Origin of the sequence: Helicobacter aurati (assembly GCF_003364265.1) — a bacterium.
Taxonomy (GTDB): domain Bacteria; phylum Campylobacterota; class Campylobacteria; order Campylobacterales; family Helicobacteraceae; genus Helicobacter_A; species Helicobacter_A aurati.
This window is the reverse complement of sequence record NZ_NXLW01000006.1, coordinates 1-16,300: the sequence shown is the minus strand read 5'-3', so window position 1 is coordinate 16,300 and position 16,300 is coordinate 1. Positions and strand designations below refer to the sequence as shown.

Genomic DNA, 16,300 nt, shown 5'->3' with positions numbered 1-16,300 from the left:
GAAAATCAAAATACATGTAAAAATAAACTAAAAGAGAGTATTGGAACGACACATTATGGAATCTGTACACTATATAGACATTGGAGTAACAATTATTGTTTTATTGCTTGGACTACGAGGCTTAAAAAATGGTCTAGTACACGAAGTTGCAAGTATGCTTGGCATAGTGCTTGGCATTTACTTGGCATCACAATATTGTGTAGATCTAAGCAAATATTTGAAGTATGCGGGACTAGAATTTCAGAATGAAACAGTTCTTTGGAGCCTCACCTTTGTTATTATATTTGCGTTAATGTGGATTGGATTTTTAGTAGTTGGAGCAACAATTGCGACATTTATGACTACAACACCACAACTTGCCATTATCAATTACTCTGGGGGATATATTTTTGCGGTATTAAAATATGCTGTAATATTGTCCTTATTGGTTTATGCTTTCTCTCAAATAGAGTTTCTCAAATCGCCCATTAAAGACTTTACAAAACAAACCGTGAGCTATCCTATCATGTATGAAATTGCTGAAAAAATTATTAATATGGAAACTATCCAAAACATTCAAAAACAATACGAAGAACAGAAAGAAACCGATAAAGCGATTGAGAAAGCGAAAAAACATATTACAGAATCTCTACCTAAAGTAAAAGGATAATAGTTGTTTGAAAATACCTATATACAACACAGAATACAAAAAGCAAATACCCTGCGAGAACTAGGTATCAATCCCTATCGCAATGATTCTAAAGTTACAATGAGCAATCAAGAATTTTTAGACACATTTGCGTATCTTAGACAATCAGAATCTAGCGAAAAGCAGGAAGCAGATTCTCGAGTGTGGATAAAGGGGAGAGTTAAATTCCTACGTCTTATGGGTAAGGCTAGCTTTATCAAAGTGGAAGATTCTACTGCGTTATTGCAGGTGTATTTTTCACAAAATGAGCTTGGCGACTTTTTTAAAATTCTCAAAAAGAATCTTGACGTTGGTGATATTGTCAATATCTTGGGGTTTCCCTTTATCACAAAAACAGGAGAATTAAGCATTCACGCTATCGAATTTAAACTGCTAACAAAAGCCATTGTTCCATTGCCAGAAAAGTTTCACGGCTTAAATGATGTCGAATTGCGCTACCGACAAAGATATGTGGATTTAATCGTCAATAAAGAAGTGAGGGACACTTTTATTGTCCGCAGTCAAGTTATTTCTTGTTTGCGCAGATTCTTTGAATCAAAAGGATTCTTAGAGGTAGAAACACCCATGTTACATCCTATTCCGGGTGGAGCAAATGCGCGCCCTTTCATTACGCATCATAATGCTTTAAATGTCGAAAGATATTTAAGAATCGCTCCTGAACTGTATTTGAAACGTTTAATTGTGGGCGGATTCGAAGCAGTTTTTGAAATCAACCGTAACTTTCGCAACGAGGGCATAGACCATAGCCACAACCCAGAATTTAGTATGATTGAATTTTACTGGGCATATCATGATTACAACGATCTTATCACTCTTACACAGGAGCTTTTGGTTTCCCTGCTAGAATCATTGCATTTACCCAAAATCTTGCCTTTTGGTGATGTGCAAATAGACTTTGATTGCTTTAGTAAATTAAGCTATAAAGAATCACTACATGCTCTCGGCGGCATTGACGAAACAATTGTGCAAGATAAAAAGAAACTGAAAGCATTCTTACTACAACATCACATTAAAATAGAACCAGATCTTAGCTATGCAAAACTACTCAATGCGGCTTTTGATCATTTCGTGGAATCCAAACTGATTAATCCGACTTTTATTACAGACTATCCGATTGACATTAGCCCGCTTGCAAAACGTAACGATAAAGATTCTGCTATTGCAGATAGATTTGAATTGTTTATCGGTGGCAGAGAAATTGCTAACGGTTTTTCAGAGCTTAATGATCCAATAGATCAGTTAGAAAGATTCAAAACTCAAGTTGCAGAGAAAGAAAAAGGTGATATGGAAGCGCAGTATATGGATGAAGATTTCGTCTGGGCTCTTGGGCATGGTATGCCGCCAACAGCAGGACAAGGCATAGGAATCGATAGATTGGTTATGCTTTTAACCAATAGTCGAAGTATTAAGGATGTGATTTTGTTTCCCGCTATGAAACCAACCGCCGAAAACTACAATGTAATAGATAAGGAGTAACTATGGCTTATTATTTGCAAACAGAAGACACTGAAGTGTTTAACTTAATACAGCAAGAGTTAGAAAGACAAAATGCGCATTTAGAAATGATTGCAAGCGAAAATTACACTTTTCCTAGTGTAATGGAAGCAATGGGAAGTATTCTGACTAACAAATATGCAGAGGGATACCCCAATAAACGTTATTACGGAGGATGTGAATTTGTAGATGGTATAGAATCGTTAGCAATAGAACGTGCAAAAAAACTATTTAATTGTCAATACGTCAATGTGCAACCACACTCTGGATGTCAAGCTAATGCGGCGGTATATGGTGCATTGCTGAATCCTTATGATAAGATTCTCGGAATGGATTTAACACATGGCGGGCATTTAAGCCACGGCTCAAAAGTCAGCATTACAGGCAAAATGTATCAAAGTTTTTTCTATGGTGTAGAGCTAGATGGAAGAATCAATTATGATAAACTCATGGAATCTGCCAAAACAATCAAACCAAACATCATTGTGTGCGGATTCTCTGCCTACACAAGAGAATTAGATTTCGCAAAATTTAGAGAAATTGCGAACAGTGTTGATGCTATTTTACTTGCAGACATAGCGCATGTAGCAGGACTTGTTGTAGCGGGAGAATATCCTAATCCTTTCCCCCATTGTGATGTCGTAACAACTACCACGCATAAAACATTGCGGGGACCACGTGGTGGTATGATTCTTAGCAATAATGAAGAAATAGCACAAAAAGTTAATAGAATGGTTTTTCCTGGTATGCAAGGCGGACCTCTCATGCATGTCATCGCTGGTAAAGCAGTAGGCTTTAAAGAAAATCTCAAGCCGCAATGGAAAGATTATGCCAAACAAGTGAAAAGCAATATCAAAACTCTAGCGCAAGTGTTGGCTAACAAAGGCTTTGACTTGGTAAGTGGCGGAACAGACAATCATCTTATTCTTATGAGCTTCTTAAAAAATAACTTTAGTGGCAAACAAGCCGATATTGCTCTTGGCAATGCGGGCATTACAGTCAATAAAAACACTGTTCCTGGCGAAACCCGCTCCCCTTTTGTAACAAGCGGCATTCGCATAGGTTCTCCTGCTCTTACAGCTAGAGGCATGAAAGAAAAAGAATTTACATGGATTGGTGAAAAAATCGCAGAGATTCTATTAGATATAGAAAATACTTCCTTGCAAGCCAAAATCAAACAAGAAATAAAAGAATTAAATAAGCAATTTATAATCTACGAAAAAGCAATATTTTAGTGCTATTCTATTTCAGTCGGACACAAACAACATGTGATAGAATATATGCTAAAATTAACAACAAAATAACTATAAATACGTGAGGAATCGCAATGACCGAAATGGATCTAAAATTAATTAAAATGGATACTAGTCATTACTATTTGAAATCCAAGGGGTTAGGAAAGAAAATGGCACATGTCGGAAGAATTTTTTACGATAAATTTGAGAGAGTAAATTCTCTCTTAAGCTCACAAATTATACAAAGTCATCTTCGTAAAGAAATTACTGTTGCGCATTCACTTATTTTACGCGGCAATAAAGTGGAGAATATTGTTTTTGATTATAATGGTAGAGATTCACAGAGATTCTATCACAGGGCGCAGCTCATGTTGCGAGACGAGGGATTTATTAATTTCACAGCTTATACAACAAAAACACCCGGGCATTTGCATCTTTATATCCATAAGGGGCACACTGATTTGGAGGAGGGAAAAAGATTGGCCAAAAATCTTTCTTTAAAACTTGCAACCAAATGCGCAATTGAATGGCGTATGTTCCCTAACGATGACATGCCACAACAATTTAATATTCTAGTGCTACCGTATGAAGTCTATGCAAAAGAACGTGGGGCAGCATGGTCAAAGCACATGTAACGTCACATAATCTTAAGGAGTAAAAAATGAAAAATCAATCTGGCATTAATGATATTTTTCAAAATGAAAGTGGCAAAAGCAATAAAACAAAAACCATTTTACTACTGACTATTGTCGCAATTATTCTGATTGTAACATTCCTTATTATTGCATGGGTAATGGCAAGAGATAATACGATAGAATCTATACAGCTAACGGAGGATAACCAAAATATACGCGTTCTCAATCAACCCCCTTACGCCCACAATGTAGAGAATAGCACTGCTAGTAATAATACCCTTACAAGCAATTTAGACCCGTTTGATATAGATGTAGCAAAAATGTCAGATACACCGCCAGCAAGTATCCCCTCACTTAATCCTCCTGCCGCTACGCAAAAAACAAATGATATAGACAATGACCCAAAAATATTGGCAAAAATGCAAGAACTGCAACAAAAACACATGGAAAAAAACAAAAATACTCAACCTCAAGCTAAGGATTCTGACAAACCAATCAGCATAAATGAAAAAGTAACCCCAACACCTACACCAAAAGAAACTCCACTAAAAGCCGCCGATTCTAAAAACCAACAAACACAAACCAAACAACCAACAAACGAATCGCTGACTAAAGAGCGTCCGCCGAAAAATGAAAATAAAGCCGAGCAGGTTAAAGAGGCTAAAACCGCACAAACTCCACCTCCTCCGCCAGTTGTACCCACCAATACATCTGACAAACCGAAATCTAGCAATATTATTGAAAAGAAAACTCGACAAACTGAGGATAACGGCAAAGCTGCTACCAAAGGGCATTATATTCAAGTTGGTTCTTTTGCTGGTAGTGTTGATAAAAATTTTCTTAATAGAATTTCAAAATACCCGTATCGAATCAAGACAGAATCAAGAGATGGTAAAACTATCGTAAAGTACCTTATAGGTCCATATTCCTCTAGGGTTGAAGCCAATAGCAATATACAAAAAATAAAAGAAATACAAGGTAACGCGTTTTACACGGAGATAAAATAACCACTTGCGTTATCTATGTAACGATAACCTCACTTTCATGATACAACGATGCATCGCATAATCTTGAATAGACTAAAATGGCAATTCTACAGAAACTATCATTAAGGTGGCACTATGTGGAGAACCTCATCGATACTCTTTCAAGTTAGCATTCTTTTCGCATTTGCTTTCGCAAGCTTTTTAACAATCTCATTATTCTACGTCAAAATACAACTTGATTTGGAGAGCATTACGCAATACAACAACATTGTCAATGCTATTGGCAAAATGAAGCAATTCAATGCAAGTATGAATGAAATTAAATGGTATTTAGAGGAGCAGGGATTCCATGAAATTACGCCCAATGAAAGCTTTAAAAAGAAAATTATGGAATCTAATCAAGAGCCAATGTTGGGCAGTCTCAATGTCAATATTACGCAGGAAGGCAGCAATATATTTATCACGTTACAAACAACAAAACGTTTTATTGTGTATCAAGATAGCGTTGATTTTGTTTGGACACAATATCACACTGTAATCGTGCTAGGTTCTATTGTGCTGGTATTAGTATATATCGCGCTTATCAGTCATCTTATGCCAATTAGCAATATTAAGCACGAACTAATGAATATGACGCAAAACCAGAATCTACAAAAAATTACCTGTGCCGCAAATCATCAAGACGAAATTGGTGACTTGGTGCGAGAATTTAATTATATTGTTGATAAACTACAGTCCATTGAAAAATCACGTATGCTTTTTCTACGTTCTATCATGCACGAGCTCAAGACACCCATTACAAAAGGCAGAATAGTAGTTGAAACTTTGCAAGATGCTAAACAACAAGCAAGACTATGCAATGTCTTCGAGAGATTAAATAATCTCATTGATGAGTTTGCAAAAATCGAAGAACTAGCAAGCAAAAACTACAATGTTTGTAAAAAGGAATTTCTGTTAATTGATGTAATCAATGAAGCAAAAGCCATGCTTTTGGTAGATAAGAATATGCAAGAACGTATCGTCTTGCATCACAATAATGATTTAATCAAAGCCGATTTTGATTTATTTGCATTAATCGTCAAAAATCTTATTGATAACGGATTAAAATACAGCATAGATTCTCAAGTAGAAATCGATGTAACAAAACAGGATTTAATTATCAAAAACAAAAGCAAACCACTAGCTTTGGACATCAATGAATATTTCAAACCTTATTTCAAAGACGTAAAAAATCCGCTATCACAAGGGTTTGGATTGGGAATGTATATTGTTAAAAGCGCATTAGATGCGCAAAATCTCAATCTATGCTATCAATATGAAGAAGGATATAATATGTTTATTATTCAAAATTGCATTGTAGAGAGTTTTTGCAATCTACCAAAATACTACAATCCCACGCGCCAAAGGCTAAATCAGCTGCAACCGCAAACAGAATCCCCAAATGCCCATGTATGACAATACTATTACCCTACATCTTTGTAAGAAATGAAAGTAGAATATTTTTCTTTAATCCACCAAAATTAACCGTTGCGCTAGCTTGTAGTCCCGATCCTTGTATCTTTTCAACTCTGCCAAATCCCCAAATCTTGTGTTGCACACAATCACCTTTACAGAGCTGTGTTTGGTTTTTTGTTTTAGAATCTTCAGAATCTCTTGCAAGAATCGTATCGCTTTCCGTATTTTTCCCCTCTTTTATTAATTCCTCAAAATCTTTCAGACTAACGACACCTGATTCCATAAGAAATTGTGAAGGATCTCGCATACCTATCTTGCCACGATAAAATCTGTTTTTAACATAGCTAAACGTAAGGCTGCTTTTTGCGCGAGTGAAAGCAACATAAGCTAGTCGCCTCTCCTCAGTAATATCTGCCCTCTTTGTTGTTTGGCTGTCATCATAATAATCTATCTCCTCTCCATCGCGCAAAGGAAACAATCCCCTTTCCATACCAATAACAAAAACATGCTGAAACTCCAATCCTTTACTATTGTGAATGCTCATGCACAGCACCCCTTGCTCACCCATTTTATCAGTATCTGTAGACAACGCCGCATTGTTTAAGAAATCCCGTACAATATCTTCTTGTCTTGGAAACGTTAAGTCGTCTGCTTTCTGACAATATTCATCAAACCATTCAAAAAGCTGCCTAATGTTTTGTCTCCTTTCCTCATTGCTAATTCCACCAGAATCGGAAATATCCTTTTCGTGATAAAGTTTGATTCTTGTTTCAAAAATCTGATTAAGAAAGCCAAGATTATCTTGCATGCAATCATGCAGCAAATCTATAATGTCAAAAACGTCTTGTAACTTGTTATAATATCTAGTGTGGTTATATACATCGTGTCTAAAGGCATCATGAATACTTTTATAGTTACTTGCCTTATCTATAATGTCTTGTAGGCTCTTTTCCCCTATGCCTCTTCTAGGTTTATTGATAATGCGTGCGAGTGAAAAATTATCATCTTGATTCAATCCTAAGCGCAAATAAGCAAGAACATCTTTAATTTCTTGTCTCTCATAGAATCTTGTACCGCCTATAATCTGATAGGGAATCTTTGCCTGTGAAAAACAGTGTTCAACATTGCGAGAAAGAGGATTGAGGCGGAATAAAATGGCAATAGTGCTGTATTCCTCCCCTGCCTCTTTTATTTCCTTGATACGTGAAATAATCTTTTGCATTTCCTCTTTACCATCTACGCTTGCAAGCACTCTTACATTCTCGCCTGTTTTGTCGGTTTTAAGTGTCTTATCGTGTCTTTGTGCATTATGGGCAATAAGCTGGTTTGCTGTGTGCAATATTTGCTTTGTGCTACGATAATTCTGTTCTAGTGTAATAATCTTTGTATTCTCGAATCGCTTATGAAACTCGAGAATATTGTCAATATTTGCTCCGCGCCAACCATAAATACTCTGATCATCATCCCCCACTACACAGAGATTCTGATGCGTTGTACACAGTTGCTGCAAAAAGCTTGCTTGTAAATTATTAACGTCTTGATATTCATCAACCATAATATATTGGTACTTTTCACTAAGACTTTGCTTTAAATCCGTATTTTGAGCAAGAATTTTGTAAGGGAGCAATAACAAATCATCAAAATCAACCAAGTTGTAAACACGCAAAAAATCTTGGTATTGCTTATAGATTTCTATCTTTATCTCTGTTAGAGAATCTGTAAAAATGTCTTTAGCGATTCTCTCTTCGGGCGTAAGGTTGTTGTTCTTAGAATCCGAAATAAAGTTCAATAATTCAAATACACTAGGAATAATTTCATAACGAGAATATCCTTTTCTTATGTTTTTTAGAATCTTTTTTTTGTCTTCTTCGTCTATCACTTGAAAAGATTGTGATCTGCCTAAAAAATGTATGTATTTTTGCAAAAACAACAAACCAAATTTATGAAACGTGCATAAAAGTGGCGACGTGCTTATAGCCAAATTGGCATCTGCAATAAGGCATAGAGCTCTTTGCTGCATTTCTTTAGCTGCCTTGTTGGTAAATGTCAAAGTAAGAGTATTTTGTGGAGGAATGCCTATTACACCAAGCAGATATGCTAAACGAGTGGTAATAGTCTTCGTTTTGCCGCTACCTGCCCCAGCCAGCACTAGCAATGCGCCATCGACATGTTGCACCGCCTGTTGTTGCTGTGCATTCAAAGATTCTAAAAGGCTATACATCATCTTTCCTATAATCTTTTGAGTATTTTTACAACAATACCTTTACGAAATGCTATTATACTCAAAGCGAGCATGGTTTCAAACTATGCTATAATTCGGAATAGCTTTCTAAAAGACGAGGTTTATCGTGAGCATTATTGGAACCATTTTTCGCCCTCTTTTTGCAACAGTGCTCATTAGCGTCAGCTACGATGAAGATACTTGCATTGTGCAAGTAGCAAAAAAACGGGGGGGTTCTATTGTAGAGGAAACAAAAAAAGAATTTAAAATTGTCAATGGAGAGCCATCTGCAGAAACAATCAAATATATTTACAAGCTCAAAAGTCGTTATGCGTATAGTTATCTCGCAATGCTTAGTAAAAGCACAGAGCAAGTTTTGGTGCCAGGTACCAAAAAAAATATCTTTGCTAACTTTGGAGTTAACGAAAAAGAATATAAAAGCATCAAGCTGCCTAACGCCTTTATCTTTATCCATAAAGATAGTGTTACGCATTATCTCAATACTTTCAAAAAAGCAAAGGGGCTCGATTTTGTTTTTTCGCCTTTTGTGCTTTTATTTCTTAAATCCAAAACGCTGGTAGGCGATAGACCAAAAATGTTTGTTTTACAAGAAAAAGAGAATCTCGCCACGTTAATTGCTACCCGCAAAGAGACACTTTATGGTTCGTTTTGGTTAATTAGTTCAGAACAACCCATCACCACAATTGCAGCAAGTGTTAGCAAACCAAGCGAAGAAAACAAGATGTCTAACGGAAAAGGAGCAGAAGAACAGCTTGATAATCTCGATACGGAACTAGGGGATTTGGAGCAAGATTTGCAGGACTTTGACTCTTTTGATTTTAGCGAATTAGAATCTCAAGATATTCGCGCCAGCACAGATTCTGACTCTGATTCTGAAAGCACGTCATCAAGTGATAATTTGCAAGATTTAAGTCGTTCCACAAGCATTATTCAACTCATACAATCTAGCTTGCGGGACTTCTATCAAAACACGCTTTATGAAAGCGACTTTGTAGAGGAAATTGTAATTTTTGACTGCTATGGAATCTCATCGCAATCTATTCACAATATCCGTTCTAATCTCATGATAGAATTATCGCTGATACCCACAGATTTACCCAAAGAAATCATCAATCTCTCACAAATTGAGCTAAATAGTTAAGGATTGATATGACTTACAGCTTTACAAAACCCACCACAAAGCATATTTTTAAGCTTGCCACAAAAATATGGGTATTTTACATTGGTGTAGCACTTGGAATCTTAATATACTTTAGAGTATTTTTATTATTGCAAATCGAAGATCTAAAAGAAGAGCAAGAGCTAATGAAAATCGAACAGGAATATATTAAAAAAGCCAACGACACATTAACTAAAGAAGGGGAAAGATTGTATTATGAATTAGATGTTGTTTCCCAGATAAAGAATCATGACGAAAAATTGCGCACGCAAATCCAAAACATTCTCAATATGATTCCGAATCAAGTGGCAATTTCTGAAATCAAATTTGAAAATAATCGACTTTTCATTCGCGGCATAACAGCAAGCAAAGAGTTATTCGAAACCTCCTTGCAATCACAGCTCCGTGCAGTCTATTCAAAGAGTGAAGCAAGCTTTTATGAATTGCCAAGTGGATGGTATAACTTTGAATCTGTCAGTCAAACAAGCGATGATGATGGGCTATTGCAACGCATACAATAGATAAGGATATTTATGGGATTGTTTAAAGAAGTAGAACCAGACAATATATTTCGACATTTTATTTGGAGTATTCTTTTTATCTCTGGGACAGCGTATTACACTAACACGTACATCATGCCAGAAACTCGTCATTACAAAGAGCAACTGCGATTCAACCAGGTAACACAAAGCACGCTTGAGCAAACACGAACCATTAACGAACAAGCACAAAAGAAAGTGAACTCTCTTGCCGATACCAACAGCCAAGAACTAAAGGTGTTTTCTGGTTCTTTAAACGAAGCAACCATACGTAAAATTATTCAGCCCGGATTCTTAAAAATCAATGTGCGTAAACTTGGAGAAAAAAATATCCCTCAAGACCAGCTAAAAAAAATACAATATAGCATTAGCGGCGAAGTAGCAGCAAGCAACCTTTCCTATGTATTAGACATTATTCCAAGACTACAATCAAAACACATCAGTGCAATACTTGATTTACCATTATCTCTCAAGAAAAACACTAAAGGAAACATTGACTTCAGTCTGGGGATGTCCATTACGCAAAGCACTTACTTACGTAACCTTAATTGAATATCATGGTCATTGGATTCTATTTCCCTGCATTAGCATTAGGCGAAATGACAATAGGCTTTGAAGCTTTTTACGCCTTAAAGCAGATTTATCGTTGCAAACTCATTGTCTTCGGACAAAAAGGCATGCAAAATCTCCTGCAACATTGTAGCTTTGTGGATTTGTGGTTGCCTACGAAGTTAGAAGCAATCAACGAACAACAATGTGATTATCTCATCTTAAGTAACTCTAAAAGCTGGTTTATCAATTTTGCAAAACAAACAAACGTTAAGTATATTATTTGCGCAAGCAAGATACCAAGTTTATTTTCGCTCCGATGTAAAACTGTACCTATCTATTTCTGCAAAAAATATCGCAACCTCAATGAAAGAGAAATCCTTTTGAGCTATGTGCGTAGAATAGATTCTAAAACCTATGATTCACAAATCGATACCCTAGACTTCAACAACGCTAAAATAGCTAGCGCGAATACACACAGGCAATTTGTTATATCTCAAATGCAGCCAAAAATCAAAACATTTATGGAAAAAATGGGAGAGGGGAGCAATGGGCATGTATATTTTATTCTTATTAATCCATTCAATCGAGCTTGCCCGTACAGCTTGCAACTTAATTCATGGTTAACACTCGCTAAAAAAATTAGCGAAGCAACCTCTCCCTTGATTCCTATTATCGCAACTTACCCGCAAGTACATAACGAATTTATGTCTTCCGTTAGAGAATCTCAAATAGATATATCAAATATTATTATTTTTGAAAATAACGATGATTTGCTCAATCTAGTCTCTCTTATCTCACAAGTAAGTCTTGTAATAAGCCCTAGCACAGGAGTAATCCATGTTGCTTGCAATCAAAGAATCCCAACAATTGCCGTTTATCCTGAATATGACACAAGAAGATGGGCTACGCATAATAAACGGTATGTTTTCTTGGAAACCCCCCTTTCTCTAATAAGCGCACAACAAGAACATCAAGCAATAGAACAAATAGTTGCTACCCTTGAAGAAATGCTAAAAACCAATGAAATAAAACCTCTGAATCTTAAAGGTTATGTAAATAATTGTGATTAAAATTTAATTTTTGTATAAGCTAGGGCTGTATGAGATTTAAAATCATCGGTTACATAACCACCACCGACAGACCACACAAGACCACCACCGCTCTCACCTTCTTCTCCAGCATCTCCGCCTATAATATCATAATTGATAATGGCAGAAAATTCTTTGTAATTACCGTTGGCATAAAGAACATCAAGGTTTGCTGATTCCCCAAGCTTTAATCCTGTAAACACATACCATGTTTCTGCGGTAGCATTCAAATATCCGCGATTCCTAAGTCCTGTCCCGTTATACCCATAAGGGAAAAGATACTGCCCATAGAATCTTGTTCTATCAACAAGCGTTAATCCATTAAGCCCTATGCCGCCAACACTAAGATAACCGCCCCCTAATTTAATCATGTCAAACAGCAACAATTCTTCATCAGCTTGCCACAAAACACCGTTGCCACCTGTATCTATATTATTAGTCCATAATCCTCTAAATGTTGTTGTGGTTTTTATAGCACCCAAATCAAAAGTAAGTGCCAATCTGGCTCCAGCCTGTAAGTAATCAGCACCATTTCTCAACCAATACTGTGCAAATGGGCTAATACTTAAGATTTCACCAAGTCTAAAATCTACTCCCGCAGCAAACAGTTCATTATTCAAATTGAAGTTATGCCAGCTTGACCCATAACCAGCAAATCCAGCTAAATCCATGCCATAACGACCATCTATCGCAAGATTCGCATGCGCATTGTATCCATTACGTAGAAAGTCATTTACCCAAGTAGCCCAAACTCCAAAAAACTCGCTTTGGTAAGAAAAGGCTACACCTTGATTATATCCACCAATCCAATCTGCGGTAGAAAGCACCTTGCTTCCATTGTAGCGACCCATAAGGAAACGTAATTCAGAACTAGTGTAGCCTATATATAAATCTGAAGCATCAACAAACGGGCTTCGATACAAACCTCTATTATGAACAAAAATATTGCTTCCATAACCACCCGTAGTTCCAAGCGTCAAGGGAGCAAAACCCGCCATAGCACCAACGCCTAGTTTAAATCCACTGAAATCAAATTCAACGCCAAGATGCCCAGTTACACCCAAATAGCCGCTTATATTATCGCCTGCATGAATAGTATTATCGCCAAAAGCAAAATTGCCCGTTACGCCCAATGTACCAAAAGGGTTCATTTCCAGAGCATTAGCAGAATTTGCTAAAACTGTCAAAGCCACACTGCCTGCAATAAAAGTTTGTTTTAAAGTTTTTTGATACGTTATGCTTTTCATTTGCGTATATCCTTAACATTAAATATTTATCTCAAATTGAGACCAAATATAAATCGACACCATTATATATACGTCTTGACTTGATGTATAATTTTTCAGTCATTTAAAGGAGTATCATGCAACAATTTATTCTACCTTCCCTTACATTCTTTGTTTCACTAAGCTTCATCATGGGCATTCTCTGTTATTTACAAAGAAAAAAAATAAACTCATTTCGAGAGATTCTCAAACAAAAGGAAGAATATCTCTTAGCAAAAAATCTAATTACTCAAGAACTACAACTCAAAGAAAGACATATTGCAGACAGGCTACAATGCGCCCAAGAAGACAATGAAAGGCTCCGTTCAGAATCCTTGCAAATTTTAGAATCTCTCAAGCAAGAATATGAAAATAAGCTGCAAGCAAAAGAGAATACATTACGAGAATCATATACCCATTACATAGCGAAAATACAAGAAATTCAAGATGCACACAAAACAGAATTACAAGAAAAAATCAGAGAAGCCCTCTTGGAACAAGAAGAAAAATTAAATACACAATACCATGCAAAACAAGAAGAAATCGCTAAGACATTAACTATTGAGCGCGAAAAACAAGAGGCACTTATGACACAAAGATTCTACGAGATTAGCAATTCACTCTTGGAACAAAAAGGGCAGCAATTTCAAGAAAAACAAGAGTTAAGCCTCAAGCCTCTAACTGAAGAAATCATACGTTTCAAGCATGAAATAGCACAAAACACCAAAGAAAATCAAGAGAAACAAACTAGCCTCATTACTGAAATTAAGCTTTTAAAAGATGCCAACATGCTGATTTCAAAAGAAGCCAATAATCTTGCAACAGTCATGAAAGGAGGGGCAAAACAACAGGGACAATGGGGCGAAGTGGTGCTAGAACGTATTTTGGAAAATAGTGGCTTGGAAAAAGATAGAGAATACCATCTCCAAGTTACTTTGAAAAACGAGCAGCAGCAGAATCTTAGACCAGATGCTATTGTGCAGTTACCAAACAATCGTTTTGTCATTATAGATTCCAAAGTGAGCCTTAACGCCTATCTCGAATATAGCAATTCTGAAGATTCCAAACAAAAAGAACAATATCTGAAATCTCACCTAGAAAGTATTAAGCTACATATTAAAAACCTAACAGCGAAAACTTATCAAGATTACATTGACGGGCAAAAGCTAGACTTTATGATTATGTTCCTGCCAAGTGAAGGGGCATATAATGAGATTCTAAGAGAAGATATGAAAATATTTATGGACGCCTATCAAAAGGGTATTATCATCTCTGCTCCCACTACGCTTATGGTGATATTGCGTCTGATTAATTATCTCTGGAAAAATGAAGCGAGAGATAAAAATACAGAAAAAATACTTGGTGAATGCGAAAAACTCATTAAGAAATTCAATGGCTTTAAAGACAGTATGGAAAAAATTGAAGTCGGACTCCAAAATGCTCTGTCTGCATACGGTAGAGCAGGAACGCAACTAAACGGCAGAGGGTCCCTCTCTAGCTACATCAATAACCTCAATAACTATATGTCTAAAATAGCACAAAAAAATTCCTTGCAAGATTCACAAGTAACATTAGAAAATAGAGACACGCAGGAACAAAACGAAGCACTTTCTCAAGCACATTCACGCAAAGATAGCCATATCGCCTAAAGACTCTTTGTTTCTACTGAATCATTGCGCATTGCAACGTGCTGATTCGGTGAAATTTATTGTAACGGCTAAACGGCTAGGTTGTTTGTAATGAAACTACTTGTTATGACAATCAATGAAAAGTCTATCCAAAATTTTCATAACATAATTATTGCAAAATATGCAAACTTAATTATAACAAAAGCTATGTTGTGTATTATGATAATATCAGGAATCTTGAGGATATTCGAGATTCGATTTTAATTTAACCTTAATAAGGATACATTATAAAAAATATAATTTCAAGTGTAATATTAAGTTTAAGTTTTATGCAGGCAAAAGCAATAAATCAGAATCTTGAATCTCTTGTTGTTACCAATAAAGTAGCAACAATCTCACAAGCTGATGCCAATTTCTTATTTAACAATATTGAAACAAGCAAAGTAGCCCTGTTAGATTCTGAAGAAATGAAAGAAACTAAGGGAGAGTTCTTGCCCGTTTTATTGAGACTTGTTGGTAGTAGCCTCTTTGCTAATGCCCCTGGGTTAAATGATTCTATTTATAATGGAACGCTTATACAGCATCTTGGCAGCTTCGCAACAGATGAAATTATACAAGCTTATGAAAATTGGATAAAATAATGCAGTTCCTATTAACGACACTTATTATTATAACGGTATTATTGAATTTTATTTTAATAAACTTTACTCTTTCTTGTTTTGCAACATTACGAAAAATATATTCTCAAACACCAATCAAGCTCATGTTCATTAGCTTTGCGTATATGCTCTTGCCAATCGGGCTTTTTCTCTGCTTTGTTACTTTTTCTAAGGGGATTTTCCTTATTATTTGGTGTATTTATACGTTTTTCTTGGTTTTTATATCTATAAGAATTTATCAGTATAAAAAATTGCATAGAATTGCTAACAAATAGTTTTGTAAGTAATTTGCTATAATCATTTGCGTTAATTTATCAGTATTGCGCATTATTTTTAATAATAATTTTTCGTTATTTTTTACAAAATATGCAAACTTAATTATAACAAAAGCTATGTTGTGTATTATGATAATATCAGGAATCTTGAGGATATTCGAGATTCGATTTTAATTTAACCTTAATAAGGATACATTATAAAAAATATAATTTCAAGTGTAATATTAAGTTTAAGTTTTATGCAGGCAAAAGCAATAAATCAGAATCTTGAATCTCTTGTTGTTACCAATAAAGTAGCAACAATCTCACAAGCTGATGCCAATTTCTTATTTAACAATATTGAAACAAGCAAAGTAGCCCTGTTAGATTCTGAAGAAATGAAAGAAACTAAGGGAGAGTT

The 16,300-nt window shown here is 35.8% G+C and carries 14 protein-coding genes; 12 read left to right on the top strand and 2 right to left on the bottom strand.

All coding sequences use genetic code 11. The annotated features are described in order from the left end of the window. Positions 1 to 40 precede the first annotated feature (40 nt). The 6 genes from CQA66_RS04135 (at position 41) to CQA66_RS04110 (ending at position 6,493) form a co-directional block, all read left to right on the top strand. The gene (locus CQA66_RS04135) at positions 41 to 649 is read left to right on the top strand and encodes a CvpA family protein (RefSeq protein ID WP_233707779.1); all 609 of its coding nucleotides are present in this window, start codon (positions 41 to 43) and stop codon (positions 647 to 649) included. 3 nt (positions 650 to 652) lie between these two features. Next, on the top strand, positions 653 to 2,164 hold the full coding sequence (gene lysS / locus CQA66_RS04130; RefSeq protein ID WP_104763495.1) for a lysine--tRNA ligase: 1,512 nt from the start codon (positions 653 to 655) through the stop codon (positions 2,162 to 2,164). Positions 2,165 to 2,166: 2 nt separating this feature from the next. Beyond that, positions 2,167 to 3,417 carry a serine hydroxymethyltransferase gene (locus CQA66_RS04125; protein WP_104763494.1) on the top strand — a complete coding sequence of 417 codons (1,251 nt, stop codon included), beginning with the start codon at positions 2,167 to 2,169 and terminating at the stop codon, positions 3,415 to 3,417. Between the two features lie 92 nt (positions 3,418 to 3,509). Beyond that, complete coding sequence (locus tag CQA66_RS04120; protein ID WP_104763493.1) at positions 3,510 to 4,052, top strand: DUF1882 domain-containing protein; 543 nt, start codon at positions 3,510 to 3,512, stop codon at positions 4,050 to 4,052. A 26-nt stretch (positions 4,053 to 4,078) separates the two neighbouring features. Further along, complete coding sequence (locus tag CQA66_RS04115; protein WP_104763492.1) at positions 4,079 to 5,059, top strand: SPOR domain-containing protein; 981 nt, start codon at positions 4,079 to 4,081, stop codon at positions 5,057 to 5,059. Positions 5,060 to 5,173: 114 nt separating this feature from the next. Then, a complete protein-coding gene (locus CQA66_RS04110; RefSeq protein WP_181882234.1) occupies positions 5,174 to 6,493 on the top strand; it encodes an ArsS family sensor histidine kinase in 1,320 nt (439 codons plus the stop codon). A 13-nt stretch (positions 6,494 to 6,506) separates the two neighbouring features. Here the strand turns inward: CQA66_RS04110 and CQA66_RS04105 are convergent, their stop codons facing one another. Then, positions 6,507 to 8,714: an ATP-dependent helicase gene (locus CQA66_RS04105; protein ID WP_233707778.1), complete on the bottom strand. Its 2,208-nt coding sequence runs from the start codon at positions 8,712 to 8,714 to the stop codon at positions 6,507 to 6,509. A 127-nt stretch (positions 8,715 to 8,841) separates the two neighbouring features. Here CQA66_RS04105 and CQA66_RS04100 point away from each other — a divergent pair, with 127 nt between their 5' ends. Genes CQA66_RS04100 through CQA66_RS04085 form a run of 4 tightly spaced genes read left to right on the top strand, consistent with a single transcriptional unit; the run spans position 8,842 to position 12,055 of the window. Beyond that, positions 8,842 to 9,876, top strand: coding sequence for a hypothetical protein (locus CQA66_RS04100; protein ID WP_233707777.1), 1,035 nt, complete (start codon positions 8,842 to 8,844; stop codon positions 9,874 to 9,876). An 8-nt stretch (positions 9,877 to 9,884) separates the two neighbouring features. Then, positions 9,885 to 10,415 carry a hypothetical protein gene (locus CQA66_RS04095; protein WP_104763489.1) on the top strand — a complete coding sequence of 177 codons (531 nt, stop codon included), beginning with the start codon at positions 9,885 to 9,887 and terminating at the stop codon, positions 10,413 to 10,415. Between the two features lie 12 nt (positions 10,416 to 10,427). Next, the gene (locus CQA66_RS04090; RefSeq protein WP_104763488.1) at positions 10,428 to 10,985 is read left to right on the top strand and encodes a hypothetical protein; all 558 of its coding nucleotides are present in this window, start codon (positions 10,428 to 10,430) and stop codon (positions 10,983 to 10,985) included. A gap of 5 nt (positions 10,986 to 10,990) precedes the next feature. Continuing rightward, complete coding sequence (locus CQA66_RS04085; RefSeq protein WP_104763487.1) at positions 10,991 to 12,055, top strand: glycosyltransferase family 9 protein; 1,065 nt, start codon at positions 10,991 to 10,993, stop codon at positions 12,053 to 12,055. On the opposite strand, the gene CQA66_RS04080 is transcribed toward CQA66_RS04085, so the two are convergent. Then, the gene (locus tag CQA66_RS04080) at positions 12,052 to 13,320 is read right to left on the bottom strand and encodes a hypothetical protein (RefSeq protein ID WP_104763486.1); all 1,269 of its coding nucleotides are present in this window, start codon (positions 13,318 to 13,320) and stop codon (positions 12,052 to 12,054) included. The genes CQA66_RS04085 and CQA66_RS04080 overlap by 4 nt on opposite strands. A 116-nt stretch (positions 13,321 to 13,436) precedes the next feature. Here CQA66_RS04080 and CQA66_RS04075 point away from each other — a divergent pair, with 116 nt between their 5' ends. Both CQA66_RS04075 and CQA66_RS04070 read left to right on the top strand, forming a co-directional pair. Next, positions 13,437 to 14,987, top strand: coding sequence for a DNA recombination protein RmuC (locus tag CQA66_RS04075; protein ID WP_104763485.1), 1,551 nt, complete (start codon positions 13,437 to 13,439; stop codon positions 14,985 to 14,987). 308 nt (positions 14,988 to 15,295) lie between these two features. Beyond that, a complete protein-coding gene (locus CQA66_RS04070; protein ID WP_104763484.1) occupies positions 15,296 to 15,607 on the top strand; it encodes a hypothetical protein in 312 nt (103 codons plus the stop codon). Positions 15,608 to 16,300 lie beyond the last annotated feature (693 nt).